Annotated in this window: 21 protein-coding genes and 1 tRNA gene; 4 read left to right on the top strand and 18 right to left on the bottom strand. The window is 69.5% G+C overall.

Annotated elements, in window-relative coordinates:
- Positions 1-307: 307 nt before the first annotated feature.
- Positions 308-1,126, top strand: a complete 819-nt coding sequence (locus ACYVHG_RS15080; protein ID WP_461168294.1) for an SIR2 family NAD-dependent protein deacylase — start codon at positions 308-310, stop codon at positions 1,124-1,126.
- Here ACYVHG_RS15080 and ACYVHG_RS15075 read toward each other — a convergent pair.
- The gene (locus ACYVHG_RS15075; RefSeq protein WP_461168293.1) at positions 1,101-2,477 is read right to left on the bottom strand and encodes a WXG100 family type VII secretion target; all 1,377 of its coding nucleotides are present in this window, start codon (positions 2,475-2,477) and stop codon (positions 1,101-1,103) included. The genes ACYVHG_RS15080 and ACYVHG_RS15075 overlap by 26 nt on opposite strands.
- A gap of 79 nt (positions 2,478-2,556) precedes the next feature.
- On the opposite strand from ACYVHG_RS15075, the gene ACYVHG_RS15070 reads away from it, so the two are divergent.
- Positions 2,557-3,360 (top strand): shikimate 5-dehydrogenase, encoded by an 804-nt coding sequence (locus tag ACYVHG_RS15070; protein ID WP_461168418.1) that lies wholly within the window; start codon positions 2,557-2,559, stop codon positions 3,358-3,360.
- A 61-nt stretch (positions 3,361-3,421) separates the two neighbouring features.
- Here ACYVHG_RS15070 and ACYVHG_RS15065 read toward each other — a convergent pair whose 3' ends face one another.
- Positions 3,422-7,645, bottom strand: coding sequence for an AAA domain-containing protein (locus ACYVHG_RS15065; protein WP_461168292.1), 4,224 nt, complete (start codon positions 7,643-7,645; stop codon positions 3,422-3,424).
- Positions 7,646-7,750: 105 nt separating this feature from the next.
- Complete coding sequence (locus ACYVHG_RS15060) at positions 7,751-9,562, bottom strand: DEAD/DEAH box helicase (RefSeq protein ID WP_461168291.1); 1,812 nt, start codon at positions 9,560-9,562, stop codon at positions 7,751-7,753.
- A gap of 112 nt (positions 9,563-9,674) precedes the next feature.
- On the opposite strand from ACYVHG_RS15060, the gene ACYVHG_RS15055 reads away from it, so the two are divergent.
- Positions 9,675-11,450, top strand: a complete 1,776-nt coding sequence (locus ACYVHG_RS15055; RefSeq protein ID WP_461168290.1) for an AMP-dependent synthetase/ligase — start codon at positions 9,675-9,677, stop codon at positions 11,448-11,450.
- A 4-nt stretch (positions 11,451-11,454) separates the two neighbouring features.
- Here ACYVHG_RS15055 and ACYVHG_RS15050 read toward each other — a convergent pair whose 3' ends face one another.
- On the bottom strand, positions 11,455-11,832 hold the full coding sequence (locus ACYVHG_RS15050; protein WP_461168289.1) for a DUF3817 domain-containing protein: 378 nt from the start codon (positions 11,830-11,832) through the stop codon (positions 11,455-11,457).
- Complete coding sequence (locus ACYVHG_RS15045) at positions 11,829-12,260, bottom strand: transcriptional regulator (protein ID WP_461168288.1); 432 nt, start codon at positions 12,258-12,260, stop codon at positions 11,829-11,831. The genes ACYVHG_RS15050 and ACYVHG_RS15045 overlap by 4 nt, the downstream gene beginning before the upstream one ends.
- 84 nt (positions 12,261-12,344) lie before the next feature.
- Here ACYVHG_RS15045 and ACYVHG_RS15040 point away from each other — a divergent pair.
- A tRNA-Leu gene (locus ACYVHG_RS15040) sits at positions 12,345-12,426 on the top strand.
- 300 nt (positions 12,427-12,726) lie between these two features.
- On the opposite strand, the gene ACYVHG_RS15035 is transcribed toward ACYVHG_RS15040, so the two are convergent.
- The 13 genes from ACYVHG_RS15035 to ACYVHG_RS14975 all read right to left on the bottom strand — a co-directional run bounded on the left by ACYVHG_RS15035 (position 12,727) and on the right by ACYVHG_RS14975 (position 21,832).
- Complete coding sequence (locus tag ACYVHG_RS15035; protein ID WP_461168287.1) at positions 12,727-13,134, bottom strand: hypothetical protein; 408 nt, start codon at positions 13,132-13,134, stop codon at positions 12,727-12,729.
- Complete coding sequence (locus tag ACYVHG_RS15030; protein ID WP_461168286.1) at positions 13,112-13,756, bottom strand: hypothetical protein; 645 nt, start codon at positions 13,754-13,756, stop codon at positions 13,112-13,114. Before ACYVHG_RS15030 ends, ACYVHG_RS15035 begins: the two co-directional genes overlap by 23 nt.
- Complete coding sequence (locus ACYVHG_RS15025; RefSeq protein ID WP_461168285.1) at positions 13,756-13,995, bottom strand: holin; 240 nt, start codon at positions 13,993-13,995, stop codon at positions 13,756-13,758. Before ACYVHG_RS15025 ends, ACYVHG_RS15030 begins: the two co-directional genes overlap by 1 nt.
- Positions 13,995-14,141, bottom strand: coding sequence for a hypothetical protein (locus ACYVHG_RS15020; RefSeq protein ID WP_461168284.1), 147 nt, complete (start codon positions 14,139-14,141; stop codon positions 13,995-13,997). The genes ACYVHG_RS15025 and ACYVHG_RS15020 overlap by 1 nt, the downstream gene beginning before the upstream one ends.
- Positions 14,138-14,440: a glutaredoxin family protein gene (locus ACYVHG_RS15015; protein WP_461168283.1), complete on the bottom strand. Its 303-nt coding sequence runs from the start codon at positions 14,438-14,440 to the stop codon at positions 14,138-14,140. Before ACYVHG_RS15015 ends, ACYVHG_RS15020 begins: the two co-directional genes overlap by 4 nt.
- The gene (locus ACYVHG_RS15010; RefSeq protein ID WP_461168282.1) at positions 14,437-15,696 is read right to left on the bottom strand and encodes a peptidoglycan DD-metalloendopeptidase family protein; all 1,260 of its coding nucleotides are present in this window, start codon (positions 15,694-15,696) and stop codon (positions 14,437-14,439) included. Before ACYVHG_RS15010 ends, ACYVHG_RS15015 begins: the two co-directional genes overlap by 4 nt.
- Entirely contained in the window at positions 15,693-16,502 is an 810-nt protein-coding gene (locus tag ACYVHG_RS15005) for a hypothetical protein (RefSeq protein ID WP_461168281.1), read from the bottom strand. The genes ACYVHG_RS15010 and ACYVHG_RS15005 overlap by 4 nt, the downstream gene beginning before the upstream one ends.
- Positions 16,503-16,570: 68 nt before the next feature.
- Complete coding sequence (locus ACYVHG_RS15000; protein WP_461168280.1) at positions 16,571-16,960, bottom strand: hypothetical protein; 390 nt, start codon at positions 16,958-16,960, stop codon at positions 16,571-16,573.
- A gap of 14 nt (positions 16,961-16,974) precedes the next feature.
- Positions 16,975-17,862 (bottom strand): glycine-rich domain-containing protein, encoded by an 888-nt coding sequence (locus tag ACYVHG_RS14995; protein WP_461168279.1) that lies wholly within the window; start codon positions 17,860-17,862, stop codon positions 16,975-16,977.
- A 164-nt stretch (positions 17,863-18,026) separates the two neighbouring features.
- On the bottom strand, positions 18,027-18,218 hold the full coding sequence (locus tag ACYVHG_RS14990) for a hypothetical protein (protein ID WP_461168278.1): 192 nt from the start codon (positions 18,216-18,218) through the stop codon (positions 18,027-18,029).
- Positions 18,215-20,434, bottom strand: coding sequence for a hypothetical protein (locus tag ACYVHG_RS14985; protein ID WP_461168277.1), 2,220 nt, complete (start codon positions 20,432-20,434; stop codon positions 18,215-18,217). The genes ACYVHG_RS14990 and ACYVHG_RS14985 overlap by 4 nt, the downstream gene beginning before the upstream one ends.
- Positions 20,435-20,465: 31 nt before the next feature.
- Positions 20,466-21,569, bottom strand: coding sequence for a phage tail protein (locus ACYVHG_RS14980; protein ID WP_461168276.1), 1,104 nt, complete (start codon positions 21,567-21,569; stop codon positions 20,466-20,468).
- The gene (locus tag ACYVHG_RS14975) at positions 21,566-21,832 is read right to left on the bottom strand and encodes a hypothetical protein (RefSeq protein ID WP_461168275.1); all 267 of its coding nucleotides are present in this window, start codon (positions 21,830-21,832) and stop codon (positions 21,566-21,568) included. Before ACYVHG_RS14975 ends, ACYVHG_RS14980 begins: the two co-directional genes overlap by 4 nt.
- Positions 21,833-21,895: the final 63 nt, after the last annotated feature.

Raw genomic sequence — 21,895 nt, 5'->3', positions numbered from 1 at the left:
GAATCTCCTCGGATCGGCTCGCTTGCGCACCGAAACACGGCACGTCCGCGGCAGGCCCGCGGAAACCCGTAGTACATGAGACCACAGGATTTGCGACACCTCTGACGTGCGCAGATGTAACCAGTGGGTATACCCGCGAGTAGCTACGAGTTATCGATTCACGGGTGTATTCGAATGGCGATACACCGGTGAATCAATGCTGGTACGTCGGTGCGTGACAGCGCTCACGGATGTTTCCCGCGAGTAGCAGTTGTTATCGAATCGTTATCTGACGGTGGGGGTCGACACGGCTCGGTACGCTGTGCTGATGCAGCCCGGAATGCAGCCCTCCGACCGTCCGGCCGCGGTCCCGGTTCCGGCGCCGGCGGCCGAGTTGGTCCGCTCCGCGGACTCGATCGTGGTGCTCACCGGCGCGGGCATGAGCCGCGAGTCCGGCATCTCCACCTTCCGCGAGGCGCAGACGGGCCTGTGGGAACGCTTCGATCCCGAGGAGATCGCCTCGGTCGACGGCTGGTCCCGCGACAACGCCCTGGTCTGGGGCTGGTACCAGTGGCGGGCGCACATCGCCCGCCGCGCCGAGCCCAACGACGGGCACATCGCGCTCGCCGAACTGGCCGCGGCGAGGGCGGTCTCGATCGTCACGCAGAACGTCGACGACCTGCACGAACGTGCCGGTTCCCGGGTGATCTCACACCTGCACGGCAGTCTGTTCGCGCCCCGCTGTGAGCACTGCGGCACCCCCTACCTCGGCGCGGACGCCTTCCTCCCCGACGACGACGATGTGCAGCCGAAGCTGCGCACCACCCCGCCGACGTGCATGCACTGCCTGTCGCTGGTGCGCCCGGGAATCGTCTGGTTCGGTGAGAACCTGCCGATGGACGCCTGGAGCCGCGCCGAGGCGGCCGTGCGCCTGGCCGACCTGGTACTGGTGGTCGGGACGTCCGGCATCGTCTACCCGGCGGCCCGGCTGCCGGAGATGGCCGTCGAGACCGGTATCCCGGTGATCGAGATCAACCCGGAGCGCACCGCCCTCAGCGCAGCCGCAGCTCTGCACTGGCCGGCGACCGCCGCGACGGCGCTTCCCGCCCTGGTTGCGGCGATCAACGCGGAGGCCTCCCACTCCTGACCTGCGGATCGTTCGAGCCGGCGGGCCGATCCGGGCGACTGTCGGCGGAGCCGTCGCCGCGCCATTGCCCGATCACCCCCGGCCCCACCAACGGCATCGGTCCGATGACCTCCTCGCCGTTGCGCTTATCGATGAGGTAGGCCGGGACCCGGTGCGGTCCCGGCCCCTGCCCACGCCCGCCCGTCCCGGCGGGCGGGACCCCGAACGGAGCGGCAGCAGAGCGGGCGCCGCCCGCGGGAACGCCCCCCGGAGCCGACCCGGACGAGCGCAGGAGCGACGGCTCCTGGCGCATCCCGAGCGGTGACGGTCCCTTCCCGAAGTCCCCGCCGCGCGTTGCCGGCATCCCCGGCACGGCAGTACCCGTCCCACGGGCCGGCGGCGAGGACGGCACCGACGCCGCCGGGGCGAGCAGGGACCCCGGCACACCCGGCTCGACCGGCTGCGCCCGCTCGAACGACTGCCCGGCCGGATCGCCGGCCCCGGCCTCCGACGCCGGATCGCCGGCGCTATCGCTGCCACCGGACCACGGAGCGCCCGGCCCGCCCTGGGACGGTACCGCCGCAGCGATCGGTGCCGGGGCAGCGCCCGCGGAAGGGGCCGCGGCGCCCTGTGGATCTCCGGATCGCGGTTCCGCCACAGGTGTCCCCGGTCCGCCGGAGCCCGCGGTACGTCCGGCGGAGTGGCCGGTAGCGGCGTCACCGGTATCGCCGCCTCCGGCGGAAGCGAGCACCGAATCCGATGGTGCGACGTCGCCGGAGGCCGCCGCCGCGTCACCGGTCCCGGGAGTCTGCGGCGGCCCCGGCTGATCGGTGCTCCGCATCTCCTGTAGGGACCCGCGCCCGATGTGCGTGAACGAGACACTGCCCGCGCGCTCGCTCAGCGGCATCGTCGAGGCGGCACCGGCGACCGGCGTGCTGTAGCCGGTCTGCAGCGCCGCGGCGATCTCCGCGCGGGCGTCGAACTCGGCCCAATTCGACCAGGGGATCCCCCGCATCCCCACCGGGTCGGGCAACTCGGCGAACCTGCGATTGGTCGTCGAGGCGGTGGACGAGAGCGACTGCACCCGTGCCACCAGTTTCTCCACCGAGATCCCCACCCGGTAGGAACGAGCGGCGTACCTGCCGATCACGTCGAACGACTCCGAACCGGCCTCCCCCTGCCACCGCGGGCGCAACGCGTCGACGTCACGCTCGAGCTCGGCGATGCTGTCGGAGAGCCGCTCACCGGCCTTGCCGATGGCCCGGGCATCGGCCGCGATCCCGGACGAGGAGAGGCCGCGTGCGAACGCCCGCACCTCGGAGAAGGACCAGCGGGCGAAGTCGGTCGCGTCGACGTTTCGGAAGTCCGTCACATCAATTGGACGCACCGGCGCCACATCCGGTTCCCCGGGGCACCGGGCTACCCTGGTCCGGGTGACCGACTCCATCGCCATGCCCGACCGCGACACCGTACTGTGCATGTCCTTGTCCGGGCGCCCCAGCAGCATCGGCACCAGGTTCCACAATTTCCTCTACCGGGAGCTGGGCCTGAACTACGTGTACAAGGCCTTCTCCACCACCGACCTGCCCGCCGCCATCGGTGGGGTCCGGGCGCTCGGGGTGCGCGGATGCGCGATCTCGATGCCCTTCAAAGAGGCGGTGATCGAGTTGATCGACGTGATGGAACCGTCGGCGCTGGCCATCGACTCGGTGAACACCATCGTCAACGACGACGGAGTGCTCCACGCGCACAACACCGATTACGCCGCGGTCGCCTCTCTGCTCGCCGCGAACCGGGTCGACCCGGGGCTGCCGGTCGCCGTCGCCGGTTCCGGCGGTATGGCCAAGGCGGTGGTCGCGGCGCTGCGCGATCACGGCTGCACCGAGGTCACCGTCGTCGCCCGGAACGCACGGGCCGGCTCGGTCCTGGCCGAGGCCTACGGGTTCACGCACTCCGAGACCACGCCGCCGGCCCGGGTGCTGGTGAACGCCACCCCGATCGGCATGGCGGGCGGTCCGGCGGCCGAGCAGTCACCCTTCGAGGCCGCGCTGGTGGCCCGGGCGGACACCGTCTTCGACGTGGTGGCGATGCCTCCGGACACCCCGCTGGTCCGGGCCGGTGTTGCCGCCGGTGCGACGGTGATCACCGGCGCGCAGGTGATCGCGCTCCAGGCGGCGGAACAGTTCGTGCTGTACACGGGGGTGCGGCCGGCCCCGGAACTGATCCGTCGCGCCTCGGAGTACTCCCGCGCCTGACGCAACGGTCCCGGTTCACGCGTGGGTTCGTCCCGGTGCACCGGGCTCCGACCCGTTCGGCCTATTCGGTGTCGATGTCGAGCCCGACCGGCTCCCACAACTCCACCGAGCCGTCGTCGGCGCGCTCACCCACCGTCAGCGCCCGCTGCAGCGTCATCGGCGCGACCCCGCGACGATCCAACCCCTTGAGCACCACGGACATGGCCGCATCGGCGTCGGTGGCGAAGACCGATTCGCGCACCCGCACGAACTCCCAGCCGCACCGCCGGAGCTCGCGCTCGCGTTCGATGTCGGAACGGGCCTGCTCCGGGGTCGAGGCGTAGTCGGCACTGTCGCACTCGACGGCCAGGCGCCCCTGCTCGCCGGTGACAACCAGGTCGATCACCCGGTTGTTCACCGTGACCTTGGGGTTGACGTGATAGCCCATGTCCCGCAGCCGCACGAAGACGTGCTGTTCGAAGAGGGTGTCGAAGGGTTCGACCCGTCGGTCCACCGGCACGTCCGCCGGCATCGGCTCGGCGACCTCGACATCGGCGCGGGTCATGTACCGCAGCAGCGAGGCCCGCAGGTCCGCCGGCTTGAGGTCCTGCTCGTCGACGGAGCTGAACAGCCACAGCTGATCGCGGGCGCGGGAGGCCGCGACGTTGAACCGGCGCTGGAAATCGCGGCCGGTGAGAGCGCGGAACCGGTAGTCCGGGGAGACCACCATCGACAACAGCACCACGTCGCGCTCGTCGCCCTGGAAGTCCGGGGGCGTACCCACGCGCAGCCGCCGCGCATCCCACTCGTCGGGCTCGATCACCTCCCGCAGGCGGCGGTACAGCTCATCCACCTGGCCCTGCCCCTGCAGCACGATCACACCGAAGGTGCGCCCGGCGTACAGCGGGTCGGCGAAGCAGCGGGCGAGCTGATCGACGATCGCCTGCGCCTCCAGTGGGTTGCTGATCCGGGTGCCCTCACCCTGAACCCGCCCTGCCGGGACGTGCGTGACCCGTAGCGGGACGGGGCGGTCGGCTCCGTAGTGCCGCACCGGGATCAGCGGTGCGTCGCCGTAGAATTGACGAGAGCTGAAGTCGATGATCTCCGGCATGCAGCGGAAGTGCTCACGCAACCGGACGGTGTGCCCGAACCGGGTACGCAGCAAGGTGAACAGGCTCGACCGCGGGGTCAGCGAGTCCCGGAGGAAGGGCGGGATGTCCGGCAGCTGCGCGTCCAGGCGAGCGAAGACGTCGTCGAGGCTCACGCCGGTGTACGCCGACGGTGCGCACTGGTTCTCGTCGCCCACCACGATCACCCGCGGCGCCAGCCACAGCAGGAACGAGCTGGTGATGTCGGCCTGGCTCGCCTCGTCGACGATCACCACGTCGAAGGCATTGCGCTCGGGCGAGATCGAGGCGACCACCTGCGAGATCGGCATGATCCACGCGGGGACCGCCGATTGCGCCTGGCGCATGGCCTCGCGGGCGGCTACCCGGAACCGTTCGGCGTGCCGGCCGGAACCGCGGCCGATGGACGCGACGTGGTCCCGGTAGGCGTGCAGAGCCTGGATCTCGTCGAAGGTCATGCGGCGCAGGCACTGCCGCCATGCGCTCGCCGTCGCGATCAGGGTCGTGTAGTGCGCGACGTCCTGTTCCGCGGCCTGGAGATCGGCTTCGAGCTGGGCGTCGTCGGCGGGGTGCACCCGGCCTGCGGCCCAGGTGACCGCGCGCCGCCAGGACCACGCCTGCGCCAGATCCGGTACCCGCGCGTCCCAGGCCGGATCGTCGGCCGTCCGGGCCACCAGCTCGAACAGAGCCGGAGCCTTGGCCCGCAGCCGCAGCGCCAGCAGGTCCAGGGCACCGCGGTCGTCGCGCTCGGCGCGGGCGGCGTCCCAGGCGCGGCGGGCGTCCCGGATCGGGGCGTAGGAGTACTGGCGCAAGGCCGCGACCAGTGCGTCTCCCTCGGGGGACGGTCCGCGTTCGACGATCTCCTGCACCCGCACGCGGACCGCGTTGAGCCGGCTGTGCGCCTCACGTGCGCCCGCGGCGGCGGAGATCGCCACCACCTGGCGGGCGACCCGCTCGGTCTCGGCGAGGTCCTTGGGACGGGGGCACTGCTCGGACAGCCGCTGCATCTCGACCACGAGCCGGTCGCGCTCATCGACCAGTCGGGCCACCGTGCGCGCCCGGAGCAGTTGATCGGCGGCCTGGCTCAGTCGCTCGGACCGCCCACGGGTCGCGGTGCGGCCAGTGGGGTCAGCGGCGGGGGCCTCCAAGCCGAGTGCGGTGAGCACCTCTCCGACCTCACCGATCACGTCCTCGACCTTGAGGTGCTCGGAGACGGCCCGCAGCCGCTCGGCGTCGACGGACTCGTCACCGTCGACCTCGATACCGAGACCGGTTTCCTCGAAGGCCTTCTGCTCGGGCCTGCGGAAACGCCGCCGGGGCGTGTTCCCGGCCCCCAGGTGCCGGGCGTAGGTGTCGATGGCGGCCCGGTCGTTGGCGTCCGGGGTGTCGCTGAGCTGCACGACAGCGCCGCCCAGCGCCTTATCGGCCTCGCGGGCGGCGACGATCCGATCGTCGCACCCGCTCAGCCGCGAGGCGAGGTGTGCGCGGTCTCCGATCAGCATGTCCTCGGCCAGCAACTGCGCCGACGGTGGGTAGCGGCGCACCCGGTCGGTGAGCTCGGCGATCACATCGGCCCGGGCCCGGATCACGCCGAGCCGGTTGGCGTCGACCCCACCGAGGGCGTGCGCGAGGGCACCGTCGACGCTCCCCTGGGCCAGCGGGGATCCGGAGACCAGCGCGCACAACTGCTCCACTTGGTCGGCGTCGGGCACTTCGGCGGAGAGATCGGGCAGGCTGTGCGTGAGGCGGCGGGAGAACCGTTCGTCGTTGCGCCGCAGCAGTGCGACCAGTCGCTCGAACTCGCGGGTGTCCAGCGGCGGGACAGCGCCGTCGACCGGCCCGGGTAGCCAGGAGTGCTGTTCGGCGTCGCGGCGCACCTGCGCCACGATCTGTGCCGGCTTGCCGGAGTACGCGGAGGTCACCCAGTCGGAGTCCTCGGTCTCGGCGGTGCGCAGCGCCCATACCCTGCGCAGGAGTTCCTCGCGGTGCTCGATCGCGCGATCGCGCTTGGCCCGCAGATCACGCAGTTCGGCGTCCGCGAGCGCCTCGGAGTAGGTGGACTTGCGGGTGGCGATCTCGGTGACCGAAGCGGCGAGCGAGGCGGAGCCGTCCTTGGTGACGTCGGTGACCGAGACCACCAACTGGCGCAGCTCCGGCGGGAGCTTGTCCTCCAGGACCGCGAGCGCCTGCGCCTTCTCCGACACCACCAGCACCCGCTGGCCCTTCGCGAGCAGCGCGGAGAGCAGGTTGGCGATGGTGTGCGTCTTACCGGTACCGGGCGGCCCCTCGACCACCACACCGGAATCGGCGCCCATGTGCGCGAGGATGTCCCGCTGCTCGACGTTCGACGGGAGCACGTAGTACGCCTCGTCGAGCAGTTCCAGCGGGCTGATCGCTCCCTCGCTCGCCAGCGATCGCAGCCGCTCCTGGGAGCTGACCGATTCCACCAGCTGGGCCAATCCGACGGGGACGGTGTTCCCCGGATCGCTCACGTCGGCCTTCATCGCGTCGTAGAAGCCGAGCAGCGGCGCCGAACCGCGGGTGCGCAGCACCAGGGCGGGTGCGAAATCGACGTGTGCTCCCGCACTTCGTGAGGTGTTCTGCAGCCAGGTCTCGGCGAACTCGGCACAGGCCGGGTCGACGACGGTGCGCACCGTCTCCCGCAGTTCGGTCTGTAGGTCGGAGGAGCCGCTGAGGTCGAAGCCGGGGAGCCCGGCGAGCAGCATCGAGTCCTCGATGCGGGGTGTGGAGTCACGGGGCAGGATCACGCGCAGCCGCTTGCCGCGGCGGTCGCGTTCGAGCAGGACCGGCTGGGTCAGCAGATGCGCACGCACCCCGACCTCGCCGTCGCGGGCGGTGAGCAGGCACGAGGCCAGCACCAGTTCCACCGATTCGGGATGGTCGGTGAGCTCGTCGAAGACCCGGAGCAGCCGCGCGTGCGCGGAATCGGGCGCATCGTCGCGCGGGACGGTGAAGATGGTGCCGCCGGGCCGGGCGTCGGCGTCCCAGCTCTCGGTGAGCGCGCCCTCGCCGGTCAGTGGGAGCACCGCCAGGTGGTCGCTGAGGTCGCGGGCCACGACGGTGCGCGAACGGATCAGCTCGTCCAGGTACTGCAGTAGCCGGACGACGCGATCCCGACGACCACCCGGGCCGTCGCCCTGATCACCGGCGTCGCTCATGTGCTCCTCACGTCTGTCGGGTCGGCACGCCGACTCCCGGCGCCACCCGATCGGGCTACACCTTGACTGAAGGTTAATACATGTCGGCGCAGATCCGACAGGTCGCTACTTCTTCCGGCCTGCGCGGAAACGGGCCTTTCCACCCGGACGCCCCGTCGGCGCACCCGGGTCCGGCTCGATGTTGATCAGCTGCCCGGAGATGCGGGTGCGCTCGAGCGCGTCGAAGACGTCCCGGCCCAGATCGTCCGGCAGCTCGACGATGCTGTGGTCCGGGCGGATGCTGATATGCCCGAAGTCGCTGCGCCGCAGGCCGCCCTCGTTGGCGATGGCTCCGACGATCTGCGACGGGGTGGCGTGCTGCCGCTTCCCGACGGCGATCCGGTACGGCATCATCGGCCGCCCGGTCTTGCGATGCACCGACGGCTCCCGGTCGCGGTCACGGTCGCGGCCCCGGCCCCGCTCCGGACGATCGCCGTGATCACGATCACGATCACGGCGGTCGCGGTTGTTGCGCTCGCGCTCCGGCGGGTCGGGCTTGAGCAGGAACGAGGCACCGTCGCGCGATTGCAGTGCCAGTGCCGCGGCGACGTCGACCAGCGGCACGTCGTTGGCGGCCACGTAGTCCTCGATGAGTTTGCGGAACAACTGGACGTGGTCGTTGGACAGGTTCTCGGTGATGGATTCGCCGAACTTCTCCACGCGGTGCGCGTTGACGTCCTCCACCGAGGGCAGCCCGATCTCGGCGAGCGGCTGCCGGGTGGCCTTCTCGATGGCACGCAACAGGTGTCGCTCGCGCGGGGTGACGAACAGCAGGGCGTCGCCCTTGCGCCCGGCGCGACCGGTGCGGCCGATGCGGTGCACGTACGACTCGGTGTCGTGCGGGATGTCGTAGTTGACGACGTGGCTGATCCGCTCGACATCCAGGCCGCGGGCGGCGACGTCGGTGGCGACCAGGATGTCGACCTTGCCGTCCTTGAGCTGGCCGATGGTGCGTTCGCGCTGGGCCTGCACGATATCGCCGTTGATCGCGGCGGCGGCGTGGCCGCGGGCGCGCAGCTTCTCGGCGAGTTCCTCGGTGGCCGACTTGGTGCGGACGAAGATGATCATCCCGTCGAACTCCTCGACCTCGAGGAGCCGGGTGAGCGCGTCGAGCTTGCGCTGGTGCGCGACCTGCAGGTACCGCTGCGTGATGTTCGACGCGGTGGCCGTCTTGGCCTTGACCGTCACCTCGACCGGATCGTGCAGGTACTTCTTGGAGATCTTGCGGATCGCCGGCGGCATGGTGGCCGAGAACAGTGCCACCTGCTTGAACTCGGGGGTGTCGGCGAGGATCCGCTCGACGTCCTCCTGGAAGCCCATGGTGAGCATCTCGTCGGCCTCGTCGAGCACCAGGAACTCGAGCTCGGACAGGTCGAGCGTGCCCTTCTCCAGGTGGTCGATCACGCGGCCGGGGGTGCCGACGATGATCTGCGCGCCACGACGCAACCCGGACAGCTGCACGCCGTAGCTCTGGCCGCCGTAGATCGGCAGCACGGTGATGTCCGGCATGTGCACGGAGTACTTGCCGAAGGCCTCGGAGACCTGCAGCGCCAGCTCCCGGGTGGGCGCCAGGACCAGGGCCTGCGGCTTGCGGCTGGCACCGTCGATCTTGGAGAGCACCGGGACGGCGAAGGCCGCGGTCTTACCGGTGCCGGTCTGTGCGAGTCCGACGACGTCGCTGCCGGAGAGCAGGGGCGGGATGGTGGCGGCCTGGATCGGCGAGGGGTTCTCGTATCCGACCTCGGCGAGGGCGCGCAGCACACGCTCATCGATACCCAGGTCCAGGAAGGACACCGGTTCGGTCACGCCTTCGGGCGTCCGCTCGGCGGTGTCGGCTGCGGCGGGGGCGGTGCGCTCAGCACCAGATTCTTCAGACATTGTTTTCCCAGCATATGCCGTATTCCCCGGTCACGCGAAACACCAGCGGATTCGGACATTGTTCGATAGATTGCAAAGCGCTCCCTATCGCCGACGAATACAGGACTCCCCCTTGCGCATCGAGGCCACCGCTGCCACCCGCTCCCACGCCCCGTCGGACAACCTGACCACCCGGGTCCGCGTTCTGGCCGAACAGGCCCCGGGCACCGAACTGTTCCTGCGCCCCACCGATTCCGGCTGGACAGCGGTGACCGGGCGTGAGTTCAACACCTTGATCACCGCCGTGGGCAAGGGACTGATGGCGCGCGGGGTGCGATCGGGCACCCGGATCGCGCTGATGAGCCCCACCCGGTTCGAGTGGGCCGTGCTGGATTACGCGAACTGGGCGATCGGCGGTTCGACGGTGGCGGTGTACGAGTCGAGCTCCCCCACGCAGGTCGAGCACATCCTCACCGACTCGGCCTCGGTCGCATTGATCACCGATAGCCGGGCGACCGCTGAGCGGATCGGTTCCGGGGTGCCGTCCGGCGTCGAGGTGATGGTGATCGACGAGGGCCTCCTCGATGCCCTCACCGAGGCCGGTGCGACGATCAGCGATGCCGATTACGCCGACCGGGTCGCATCGGTCACCGCCGATGCCGAGGCCACCCTGGTGTACACCTCGGGTACCACCGGTCGGCCCAAGGGCGTGGTTCTCACGCACGACAACCTGCTCTCCGAGTACGACGCCATTCACAACGGCCTGAGTCAGATGACGGAGCCGGGAGCCAGCACGGTGATGTTCCTGCCGCTGGCGCACATCTTCGCCCGTGCGATCTCGGTCGCGGCCGTCCAGCACGGCATCCGGGTTGCGCACACCTCCGATCTGGCGAACCTGACGACGCTGTTCGCAGAGCTCAAGCCCTCGTACATCCTCAGCGTGCCGCGGGTGTTCGAGAAGGTCTACAACACCATGGGCGCCAAGGCCGAGGAGGCCGGCAAGGGGAAGATCTTCCACGCCGCCGTGGAGACGTCGATCGCGTACAGCAAGGCGCAGGACGAGGGCGGCGCCGGCCTGCTGCTCAAGGCCAAGCACGCCCTGTTCGACAAGCTGGTGTACTCCAAACTGCGGGTGGCACTGGGCGGCCGCTGCACGTGTGCGGTCTCCGGCGGCGCTCCGTTGGGCGCCCGGCTCGGGCACTTCTTCCGCGGCGCGGGCGTACCGGTGTACGAGGGTTACGGCCTGTCCGAGACCAGTGCTGCGATCACCTGCAACTCCCCGTCGGATCAGCGGGTCGGCACCGTGGGCCGGCCGCTGCCCGGGCAGGAGGTCGCGATCGCCGAGGACGGTGAGATCCTGCTGCGCGGGCCGGTGGTCTTCGGTGGCTACTGGGGCCTGCCGCAGGCGAGTGCGGATGCGATCGTCGACGGCTGGTTCCACACCGGTGACCTCGGCTTCCTCGACGAGCAGGGGTACCTGTCGATCACCGGGCGCAAGAAGGAGATCCTGGTGACGGCGGCGGGTAAGAACGTCGCGCCGGCCCAGACCGAGGACGCCCTGCGCCAGCATCCGCTGGTCTCGCAGGCGATCCTGCTGGGCGATCAGCAGCCCTTCGTCGGCGCGCTGATCACACTCGATCCGGAGGCGCTGCCCGGGTGGCTGCACGCCCGCGGGCTACCGGAGATGACGGTGCCGGAGGCAGCACGGAACGAGACCCTGCTGGCCGAGATCGGATCAGCGGTGGCCACGGCGAATGCCCTGGTGTCCAACGCCGAGCAGGTGAAGAAGTGGAGCGTGCTGACCAATGACTTCACCATCGACGGTGGCGAACTGACGCCTACCTTGAAAGTCAAGCGCACGGTGGTGATGGACAAGTACGCCGACGACGTGAACGCGATCTACAGCTGACCGGTCAGAGGTCGAACCGGGCCTTGATCTCGTCGGAGTTCTTCTTCTCGAAGTAGAAGCCGAGCAGCGGGATCGTCCCGGCGAGCAGGGTGAGCAGGAACCGCGGCGCGGGCCAGCGCACCTTGACTCCGAGGTCGAGCGTGAAGATGAGGTACACGAAGTACCCCCAGCCGTGGATGATCGCGACCAGCGAGAGCCAGCCCGGCATGGGCCAGTCGAAGGCCGGTGCCAGTAGGTACTTGTAGATCATCTCCGCACACAGGATCAGGAGGAAGTAGCCGGTGAAGTTGGCCATGATCCGGTACCGGCCCAGGGCCGCCTTCACCTGGTTGCGACGCTTCTCGGCGAGCTGCTCCGCAGTCAACGACGGGGCCTTGGTCACTTCTTCTCCTCGGTGTGCTCGCTCGCCGCGAGGTCGGCGAGGAGGCGGTTGTACTCGTCGTGCGCCGGATCGTCCGGCGCGAACTCCGGTTGCGCCGGTGCGCTCGGCCGGCTGGGCAGGAATCCCTCGGGGATCGCGGTGAGCGTCCCCGCCGTGGGTCCGGCCGTGGCGGTATCGACCGAGGCGCCGTCACCGGCCTCGGCGAGCCGTTCCTGGAGGTCGGCCTCGTCCTCGAGTTGGACGAAACGCTTGTAACCCCAGAGGAAGGCGAACGCGAACAGCGGCCACTGCAGGGCGTAGCCGAGGTTGCGGGCCGAGCCTGCGCTGGATTCGAAGCGTCCCCACTGCCACCATCCGAGCACCAGGCAGGACACCGCCGCGATCACCACGAAGGCGATGAGAGCGGGACGGTGACGACGACGTTTCACGCCTTCGACGGTACCCGTCCGCTCACGATTGTCCGAAAACCGGTATCGTGACCGTCGCTGCATCGCCGGTTCGCGCGGTCGCATGCGCCCGTGGCGGAATTGGCAGACGCGCTGGATTTAGGTTCCAGTACCTCCGGGTGTGGGAGTTCAAGTCTCCCCGGGCGCACCCATCATATACGCAGGTCAGACTACATTTCGACCCCCACCGGAACATCTGTTGGGCACATATTGGGCACACTTCTGCGTGACGGTCGGCGTGGTGGCACACGACAGACTGGCGACGATCCTCGCGTCCAATGCGGCGGTGGTTCGCACCCCGACGCCCAGGGTCGCCCGGTAGTGCTCATGCAGCAGCTCAGAGAGGTCCATACTCATTGGACGCACCAGCGGGGCGTCTGGTTCCTGAAACACGAAAAGCGGCCCCCGACCAGAACGGTCGGGGGCCGCACACGTGTCGGCGGGGAGGCTACTGGTGCCACTCCGACAGCGGCTTCCACGGCGGCATCTCACAGCCCTTCTCCGCAGCGCGCACCGCCACCTCCCGGTGATGCGGCTGATCGACCTGCGTGTACCAGTCCATGAACCGGCCCATCTCCGACTCAGCTGCCTCAGCGCGCCGCTGGTGCCGCGCCGCCATCGCCTCGAAAGCATCCCGATCCGCCGTCAACGCCGACACCTGATGAGTGTCCGCGTCAGCACGCTCCCGGCGCCGCTGCTCCCCCCGCGCCCGCCACCGCCGGCCCAGCGGACCCAGAACCTTCGCCCACGGCTCCGACGCCTCCGACAGAAACTGCCCCAGCAGCTTCAAGCCGAGGCCGATGGTGACAGCCAAGACCAGCCACCCCGGGGTGTCAGCCGGCAGATTGATGCCCATCGACAGTCCTCTCTCTCGCGATCTGCCGGTCCCGCCACGCATCCAGTGACGCGTCACCGAGGATGGAGTGCGCGACAGCGGCGATGAAAAGCCAGTCGGTGACGGTCCGCCACCCGTACACACCCGACGCGGACGCCATCGCGGTCACCGTCCCGGTGACGGCGGCGGCGAGGAGCACCCAGGACGCTGCCCGCCACCGGCGCAGACGCCAGTGCGCCACCACCACGGTGATCGCAGCGGCGATGAGCGCGGTGATGCAGGACGCGACGATCAGGACACTCGGGACGGTGCGGATCAGCTCCGCCAGGGACAGGAGTGCGGCGACGGAGAAGATCCCGTACAGGCCGACACCGACAGCGTGTGAGAGGGCGGTGATCGGGTACCGGGTCCACGCCAGCCCGGCGAGCCCGGACAGCCCACTGGCGAGGAACAGGACACCCCAGGTGTGGAGGGGTAGGACTTGTTCGACGGCGGATAGGAGGGCGGGGCCTTCGTACGGTGGGGTGAGGTAGTCGAGGCCGCGGTAGATCATCGCGAGGAAAAGCGCGGCTTGGAGGACGGCGATCTCGGGGTAGACGAGGACGACGCGCAGCCTGACGAGGCTGCTGATGGTCCCGGGCATTACGCCGCGTGCCGGCCGTAGGTGTCCGGCAGCGCGGATGCCGACTCTCGATCGCCGACACCGCTAGACACGATCGACGTGAGGTAGCTCAGCAGTGTGGCGGTGCCGACCACCGCGCCCGCGGCCGGCCAATTGAGACTGAGCACGGTCACGTCGGCGGCGAACACACCGATCGCGGACTGTGCGGCGGTCTTGATGGCGCGCTCGGTGGCGTCACGCCAGAACTTCTTCGTGAACATCAGATTCCTCCGTATCGGATGGCGAGCTTGAAAGTGAGCACCGCCGACAAGGTGGCGGCGGTCGTGTACAGGCAGGTGTGCCAGGTGTGCGTGAACCACGAGCCGGCGACGAGGTGAAGCAGCTCGGCCCGCTGCGGCCCGGTCACGCCACGTCCCGAGTGCAGACACGACCATCACGGACCAGGGCTTTCAGGTCATCGAGAGCGAGGCCGAGGAGGATCTCCCGGGAGCCGTGGCCGTCGGCGTTGTCGATGACGACCACCGGGGTCTGTGGGCGGCGGCCGTCGGTGAGGTGCTCGTAGAACTCCACCACCTGTGCGAGGGCGGCCGGGTCCTGCTGGACGTCCCGCTCCTGGTAGGGGATGCCGTACCGGTCGAGGGCCTTCTTCATGCCCCGGCAGGGCTGGCAGCCGGGCTGCGTGTACACAGTGGCGTGGGCGCTCATTTCGGGGCCTTGAATCCGGCGATGCCGAGCTTCTCCCCGATCACGGCGACCGCGTCGACGACAGTGCGACCGCCGAGCTGATCCCACCCGGGGTACTGGCCGGCGTCACGGCCACCAGTGATCTGCTCGCGGGTGTCCTTCACGTCCGACCCGATGGGGCCGACGTAGGTGGCGAGGCACTCGTAGATGAGGGTTTTGAGCTGGTCAGCGTTCATGTCGAGGATGTCCTTTCCCGGCAGCAGCCGGTCTCCGAGTGCGCGGCAGCGGTTCCACCGCGCTCGTCTGTCATCGAGGCCGTTCAGGCCGCCGTTGATGGCGCGGGTGACGCCTTCGAGGTCACTGGCGTCGCACATGGCGTTGATGCCGGGGCGGGCGACGACCCAGTACCAGGACGCGGCGAGGAATCCCCACCGCGGTTCGTCCCTAACCAGCTGGGGGTTGTCCTCGAAGTAGGTGGGGGACGGCACCATTCCCTGGCTGTGGCACCACTGGGAGAATCGGCGGAAATTCGCGCGGCCGGTGAGCTGGATCGGTCCGGAGCCCTTGTACCGTCGGCCGTCGCCCGGCTGTGTGTTGCCGAGGTCGGCGCGCCACTCGTACTGGGAGCCGTCCGCGATCTCCGCCATGTAGACCAGGCCGGCCGATTCGTGGCCGAGCTGCGCGGCGAACATCGCCGCCCGGTTCGCAGTGGTGATCTCGGCGGCCTGCATGGCGCCGATGTAGCCGGGGAGCATCTGCTCGGCCCGGGCCAGTGGGCAGCCCATCGCCTGCGCGAGAGCAGCAGCGTCGATCCCCACCGGTGCGGGTGGAGTGTCGCCGGGGTAGAGAGCGCCGTCGAGCAGGCCGCGCCAGTCCTTCTTCGCGCCCGGGTTGTAGGCGTACGGCATGTAGGAGATGTGGCAGTGCGGAGCCACACCACCGTTCGTGTTGCTGTTCGGGTTGACGCGTGCGATCCGCTGCCCCGCCCGCACCTGGTCACCGACGCCGACCTCGCGGATCAGATGCCCATACTCGAATACTCCGCCGCCCTGGGAGTCGTCGGAGTCGATGACGAGCCACCCCGCGGGGTCGGGGCCGCCGTAGCCGGACGCCGCGCCCGCGTAGATGACGGTGCCGGACTGCACCGCGTAGATGGGCCGGCCCGCGGACCCGCCGGGCCAGCCGAAGTCGATGCCGGTGTGGAATCCGCCGTCCCGAGGGCCGAAGGGGCTGGTGATCTGGTACCCGCGGTCGAGCGGGTGAAATCGGGTGGTCATGGCCGCAGCACCCCCGCGTCGATGGCGATGTCCCGGGCGAGCTCCTGAATGTAGGTTCGGCCGGAGGGGGTCTTCTCGGTCCCGTACGCGCAGTGCCGGGCCGGATAGCCCAAGCCTTGGTCGACGGTCCGCTTCACCACGTCCGGCAGCCCCACCACGGTCGCCGGGTTGTTGATCAGGCGCAGCAGCCACGGCAGGTTCTGCCACGCCCGGCGCTTGATCTTGCCGAGCAGATCGTTCATCAGCTGTTCCGCGTCGTCGAGGCCCGCGAACCCGACGAACTCTGTGGCGTCGGCGAAGGTCCGCACGAGGTTGTCGGGGTAGGCGTCGGTGATGATGTCGTCGGGGAGGCTGTACCAGCGGGCCACGCCGATCCGCCGCTGCCCGGCGATCCCGAACCCTGTGAACTGCTCCTGCGGCTGGTAGCGGCGCTGCCCGGGTGCCCCGGTGCGGTTGGCGCCCGCGGGTCGCAGCGGATCGGACAGCAGGTAGCCGCAGGGCACGTCATCGCGGGCGTCGGTCACATCCCCCGCCGCCCATGCGCCCTGGCTGTACCCGACCACCCGGCCGCCGCCAAGGGTGTCCAGGAGGCGGTTGGCGTGGGTTTTCGCCTGCGCGATCGAATCACCGTTCGACTGCGGATTCGCGTACTGGGAGGCGTGGGTGGTGGAGTGATGCCGGAATTGGCCGGGGGCGAGGCGATCCAGCTCGCGGGCCACACCGGAGAGCATCCCGGCCGGGTACCCGTTCGGGGCTGGGGGCGGTTCGTTGGCGCCGCGGATGTACACGATGTCTCGGTTGGTCATGGGTTTCTCCGTTCGGGTACGGCTGAGCCCCTGCGCCGTAAGCTGGCGCAGGGGCTCAAAAAGGACGACTACTGTTCCTTGTGGCGGGTGCGTGGGGTGACGTCGATCGGCACCGCCTCCGCGTTGCTGGTGAGTGACGAGTCGAGGTCTGCGGACCACAGGTACGTGGTGCCCGCGGGGTTCCACACGCTGTAGCTGCGCGCGGTCTTATTCGGCGGCAGGCTGTACCCGCACTTCGAGCCGGCCGCGACCGCGTACCCGGCGTCAGCGCCGGACCCCATCGCGGACGCGCCCCACGTGGTCGCGGCGCTCGCGGGTGTCGTAGCGATCGGTGCCGCGGTGCCCGCACCTGATGCGGCGTGCACGGTGGCGCGGTCCTGCTCGTGGACCTTGATGACGTTGCCGAGGCTCGCCTTGTAGTCGCAAACCTGCTTGTTGACGGTGTCTGTTGCTGGCATGGTGTTGTCTCCGTTCAGGATTGACGTGCGTAGAAGGATGCGCGGCCGTTGCCACCCGGGCCGCCGCGGGTGCGGGACCCGAAGAATCCGCCGTTGCCGCCCGCCCCGCCGCCACCGGGGGCATTGCCCGCGCCCGCGTTACCGGTGCCACCAGCGCCAGACGGATAGTTCTGGCCGGCCACCGAGGTCGCGGTTGAGCTGGCGCCGTTCTGCCCCGACGCGACGGTCCCCGAGCCGCCAGGTGAAGTGATGCTGCCGCTCCCCCAGTCCGCGGTGGTGTCACCGCCGGCGTTCGGGGCAGCACTGTCGGAGTTCGCGGCCTGCGCACCACCCGCGCCTACGGTGCCAGTGATCGTCGATTGCGACCACGGGATGTCGACGCCGCGCTCGAGGGTGCGCACCACGTAGATCGCGGCGTTGCCCCCCTTTCCTGCTGCACCGCCCGCACCGTTGCCGGTCTGGCCGGATGCGGCGCCGCCGATGATCACCTGGTCGATGAACCGGGACCAGCCGGGGATGTTGTAGGTGTACGCGCCGGTGGCGGTGATGTCGGTGCGCGCGGGCGCGTGCGCAGAGAACGCGGACGCCGCGGCGCCATCGCCGGTCGCGGTACCGCCGCCGGCGAGGTGCGCGAGGACCGCGGCGGCGCTGTCGCTGATGCTGATCCCGGTGCCCTGCAGGTGAGCGAGGACGGTGGCCGCGGCGTCGCTGAGGCTGGTGCCGACGCCCGTGAGTGGGAACGCTGCGCGGCCTGCGCTGTCGCCGAGGCTCGTACCGGTGCCGATCAGATGCGCGAGGACGGTCGCGGCGCTGTCGCTGAGCGGCGTGCCGGTGCCGATCAGATGCGCGAGGACGGTCGCGGCGCTGTCGCCGATACTGGTCGCGGTACCGAGGGAGCTCATGGCTACCCGGGCTGCACCATCTCCGATGCTGGTGCCGGTGCCGATGAGCTGCGCGACGCCATCCCACCCGGGGACGCCGCCGCCGGTCTCGCGAGGTGGCCCCTCGGGGGACCAGCCGAGTCGAGCCGGCCGCACGCGCGTCTCGGGGTGTGGGGTCCAGGGCATCAGGGCACCAACCAGGGCATCGCCTCACGGACCAGCGCGGCGGGGCTGCGCCACCAGTGGCCGTCGCGGTAGACGCACAGGTCATCGCCGTTCTCGTGCACGGCGTACATGTCCGAGTGCGAAGCGGGCAGCGGATCGAAGGTGCCGACGTAGTGGTACGCGGCGTCGTCGCCGGGCGCGACGTCGCTCACACCGGTTCCTCGAAGACGTAGAAGGTGATCTCGCCCGGGCCGCCCGCAGCACCGTTGCCGGTGCCACCGCCGAGGCCGGTGTACGGCGACCCTCCCCCGCCGCCACCACCACCGCCGGGATTGCCGCCCGGCGCGCCGTCGCCGGACAGCGTCGTGGAGTTCGGTCCGGCGTATCCGCCGCCACCGCCTGGGGCTCCGAACCGGTACACGGGGTCCGTGCGGGCGGCGGGACCTGCGGCGGCGTTCGTGGTGGAGCCGCCGAGCCAGCCGCCCGAGGACCGGCCACCTGCACCGCCGACGCCGCCCGCGCAGGACTCGCCGCCCTCGCCGTCGCCGCGGCTGTACGACTTGCCGGTGACCGCGCCGTTGCTGTCGGTGGTGATGTCCTTGAGCAGCGCGTCACCTCCGCGGCCGCCGCGGCCGGGCTTGGTCTCCAGTCGGACGGGAATGGCGCCGACGAGCTTCGCGAACGCGGCGCCCATCGTGGCCTCGGCGAACACGATCGCGCCGTTCATGACGCGCGTCGCGCTGGGCATGGCGCCGGGGCCGGTCGACGTGGCCCCGGCGCCACCGTTCGCGACGACGACCGACAGGCTAGCCGGCATATCGGCGGGCAGAACCTCGATGTAGAAGGCGCCACCGTCGATGCCGTCCGCGGCGCCCTGCCCGTTGCCCTTCGCAGCCTTGCCGCCACCCTGGCCTGCGCCGATAACGTGGATGCCGAACTTGGTGATCTTCTTCCCGGACGACGGTGCCGGCCGGTTCCAGGTGTAGCTGCCCGGGGTGTAGACCGTGCGGGTGATCGTCTCGTCGGGGTTCACGACCACAGTAGTGAGGGCCGAGGACGCGACCGCGGACACGGACTCTTGTGCGCCGGTGGCCGTCGACCGGACCCCCAGGAACGCGTTGATCAGGCCGTCGAGAGCGGGGATTCCCGTCGACGGGGCGGTGCCGTTGTTCCCTGCGGCGGTGAAGCCGCTCAGGAACTTCGTCCAGTCCGCCTTCGGGAGCAGCACGCCGAGCGCGTCATCGAGACCGGCGACCAAATCCTTCGGGATACTCGACCCCGGCCCGAAGACCTTCGCCACCTCCGTCTCGAAATGCGAAAGAGAGAACCCTGACCCGACGAGCCCGCGTCCGTTCATGAACCGGTCGATAGTCTGCTGCGCTTGATCCCACGCACCCAGCACCCCAGCGGACAAATCCGCCAAGCCCGGCACCAAGCCTGTGATCCAGTCTTGCGGCATCGACACGGCCGGCTTCCGTAGCCACAGGTCATCCCAGTTGACGGCGCCGCCCGTCGCCGCTGCGGTGCACTCCATGCGCACCCGTACATAGGCGGTGCCTGCGGGCGGCGCCCACGATCCCGCCATACCCGCCTCGAAATCAGGTGCGTCCGCCGACGGCGGCGTGACCGCCCCGATCTGCTGACTCCCGAGGAGCTGATCCCCGACGCTGTAGGCGAGGGTGCGGAGGACGAACGCGGGGCCGCCGGTCCCGGTGAAGTTGGTCCAGCGGAGCTTCCCGCCGACATCGAGAGGTTGCCCGGGCGCGGCGTCGATCGCCTCCGAGGTCTGCACATGCTCGGTGCCGTCGAGAGTGCATTTCGCGCTACCTGGGGCTGTGCGGCCCACGGACGCATCCCAAGACCACGCCGGATCTACATCCGTCTTGATCGACGCCGCGGTGTCGAAAGGCTCGAGCCAGTTCTTCTCTTGCCCTGCTGGTGGACGCCACAACTGCCCCAGCTCGACGTTCCCGAACAGCGCCTTGAGGACAGCCCGGAGGGTGGCGACCATCTCCTGCGGCAACTCCCCCACCAGCTTCGACGCGTCGAACTGGCCGGCCGGGGTCAGACCACCCAGCATCTCACCGAGACCCGTGAAAATCGCCGGAAGCTCAAGACCAGCACCGCCACCGAACAGACCCGCCAACTGATCCAGGAACCCCCGCGGATCCAGAGTGACCAGACCCTCCAGGAGCTTCAGCACACCCGCGCCGCCCTCGGACAGATTGAGGCTCGACGCCAACGCCTCGAAAATGGAATCCGAGAACTCGGCGATCCCAGACAGATCAATGCCGGTAGTGCTCTTGATCCACTCGATCACCCCATCGCGGAGCTGCGTGATGAACTCGTGGACCTGCTGCCCAGCCTCGCGAGCGACACCGTCGATGTTCTCCCAGTCGATGCCGCGCAGCGGATTCCGATCCGGCACACCACGCCGATACAGGTCAACCTGACGCATGTCAGCTCACCGGGAACCCGCGGATGACGACCTGCGAGTAGCTCGCGTCGATCGTGTACGACCCGCCACCGGAGATGCGCCGCGCGATCACCCAGACGGTGCACGCCTGATTGGCGGGGATGCGGCCGACCTCCGACGTCGGCGACACCGCACGCATCGGCTCACTCTCAGTAGAGAAATGCGCACCGATATTCGTCACCGTCGTCGTATCCAGCGTCGACGGATCGAAAGGTCCGACACCGAACACAGGTGCGCTGCCCGGGACAGACGGGGTGCCGTCATCCGCCTCGATGCGCACCTCGATCTGAATGCCAGCGCTCGACAGGAGCCCGCGGCGCCACTTCACATGCCCGGACACGTCAGCCCACCACGCCACAGGCTGCGCCTCAATCGACAGCTGCGCGATGATCTGCTCAGGCGCGTTGTAGCTGTCCCCGTTGAACGCGCCCTGCGGGATCGTCCACATCTGCAAGCCGTACGGTGACAGATCACCCGGCTCGAACTTGCTCTTGGTCTTGCTCCAGACGATGCCTTGCCCGTCCTGCGGGTCGATCGAGTCGTCGAAGTCCAGCGCGTCCCTGATGGTCGCGTTGTCGCCCTTCGGGCCGACGATGCCGGGGATCTTGAGGTGGTAGTGCGGGTCGGCGTCTGGCCCGGAACGCTCCACCACGATCGTGCCGTACGGGCCGCCAGTGAGTGGCGCGACGAGCTCGGCGCTCATCGACACATCCGGCGTCGGACCGGGAGGGCCCTCCAAGGATCCCTGCTCCTGAATCCACTCACTGCCAGTCCAGATGTGCCAGAACCCGCCGATGTACCACGCCTTCCCCGCGTCCCCGGCTACAGGACGCTCAGCGGCCTTCATCTGCGCGGCCGTCGAGTACCCGTGGCCCCACTGCGGCAGAATGATCGGCGACGGCACACCAGGAACGCCCTGCGGCCCCTGCAACGCATCCAGGGTCAGCACACCATCGGAGTCCTCGATGGTGAACGTCCCGACAATCGTCTGCGGATCACCGGGCCGCCGAGCCATCGCGTAGAAGCGGGTCCGGACCAACTTCTCACCGATGTACTGCGTGGTGCCGGGCAGAATAGGGCTGGTCACTGGTCTTCCTCCTGAGGATTGGCGAGCGCTTCGAAACCGGCTGCCATGAGCGCAGCCGCCCGCCGGCGGACATCATCCGGGAGCCGCTCACCGAGAGCCTTCGCGACAGCCTGCGCCTCAGCCTCGACCTGCTGCTCGTCGTAGTCGGCCGGCAAGTCCTCGCGGAGCTTCCACTCCACACTCCCCTCCATCTGCAGATGCTCATCTGCCAGAGGGACCGCGACGATGAACGCCAGCTCCGGGTGCACCCGCACGCCCGCCATAGGGAGCTTGACCCGGTTTCCCGGACAGTTGACGTGACGGCTTCAGGCTACCGATGAGGCGGC

The organism is Tsukamurella serpentis (assembly GCF_054780975.1).
This window is presented reverse-complemented; position numbering and strand designations above follow the sequence as displayed.

What these genes read in the sequence shown, in the direction of transcription:
- ACYVHG_RS15025 (WP_461168285.1), bottom strand. Translation starts at nt 13,995, where the DNA reads ATGTTCACGAAGAAGTTCTGGCGTGACGCCACCGAGCGCGCCATCAAG.
- ACYVHG_RS15065 (WP_461168292.1), bottom strand. Translation starts at nt 7,645, where the DNA reads ATGAGCGACGCCGGTGATCAGGGCGACGGCCCGGGTGGTCGTCGGGAT.
- ACYVHG_RS15080 (WP_461168294.1), top strand. Translation starts at nt 308, where the DNA reads ATGCAGCCCGGAATGCAGCCCTCCGACCGTCCGGCCGCGGTCCCGGTT.
- ACYVHG_RS15070 (WP_461168418.1), top strand. Translation starts at nt 2,557, where the DNA reads ATGCCCGACCGCGACACCGTACTGTGCATGTCCTTGTCCGGGCGCCCC.
- ACYVHG_RS15005 (WP_461168281.1), bottom strand. Translation starts at nt 16,502, where the DNA reads ATGACCAACCGAGACATCGTGTACATCCGCGGCGCCAACGAACCGCCC.
- ACYVHG_RS15060 (WP_461168291.1), bottom strand. Translation starts at nt 9,562, where the DNA reads ATGTCTGAAGAATCTGGTGCTGAGCGCACCGCCCCCGCCGCAGCCGAC.
- ACYVHG_RS15015 (WP_461168283.1), bottom strand. Translation starts at nt 14,440, where the DNA reads ATGAGCGCCCACGCCACTGTGTACACGCAGCCCGGCTGCCAGCCCTGC.
- ACYVHG_RS15035 (WP_461168287.1), bottom strand. Translation starts at nt 13,134, where the DNA reads ATGGGCATCAATCTGCCGGCTGACACCCCGGGGTGGCTGGTCTTGGCT.
- ACYVHG_RS15030 (WP_461168286.1), bottom strand. Translation starts at nt 13,756, where the DNA reads ATGCCCGGGACCATCAGCAGCCTCGTCAGGCTGCGCGTCGTCCTCGTC.
- ACYVHG_RS14975 (WP_461168275.1), bottom strand. Translation starts at nt 21,832, where the DNA reads ATGGCGGGCGTGCGGGTGCACCCGGAGCTGGCGTTCATCGTCGCGGTC.
- ACYVHG_RS15010 (WP_461168282.1), bottom strand. Translation starts at nt 15,696, where the DNA reads ATGACCACCCGATTTCACCCGCTCGACCGCGGGTACCAGATCACCAGC.
- ACYVHG_RS15000 (WP_461168280.1), bottom strand. Translation starts at nt 16,960, where the DNA reads ATGCCAGCAACAGACACCGTCAACAAGCAGGTTTGCGACTACAAGGCG.
- ACYVHG_RS14995 (WP_461168279.1), bottom strand. Translation starts at nt 17,862, where the DNA reads ATGAGCTCCCTCGGTACCGCGACCAGTATCGGCGACAGCGCCGCGACC.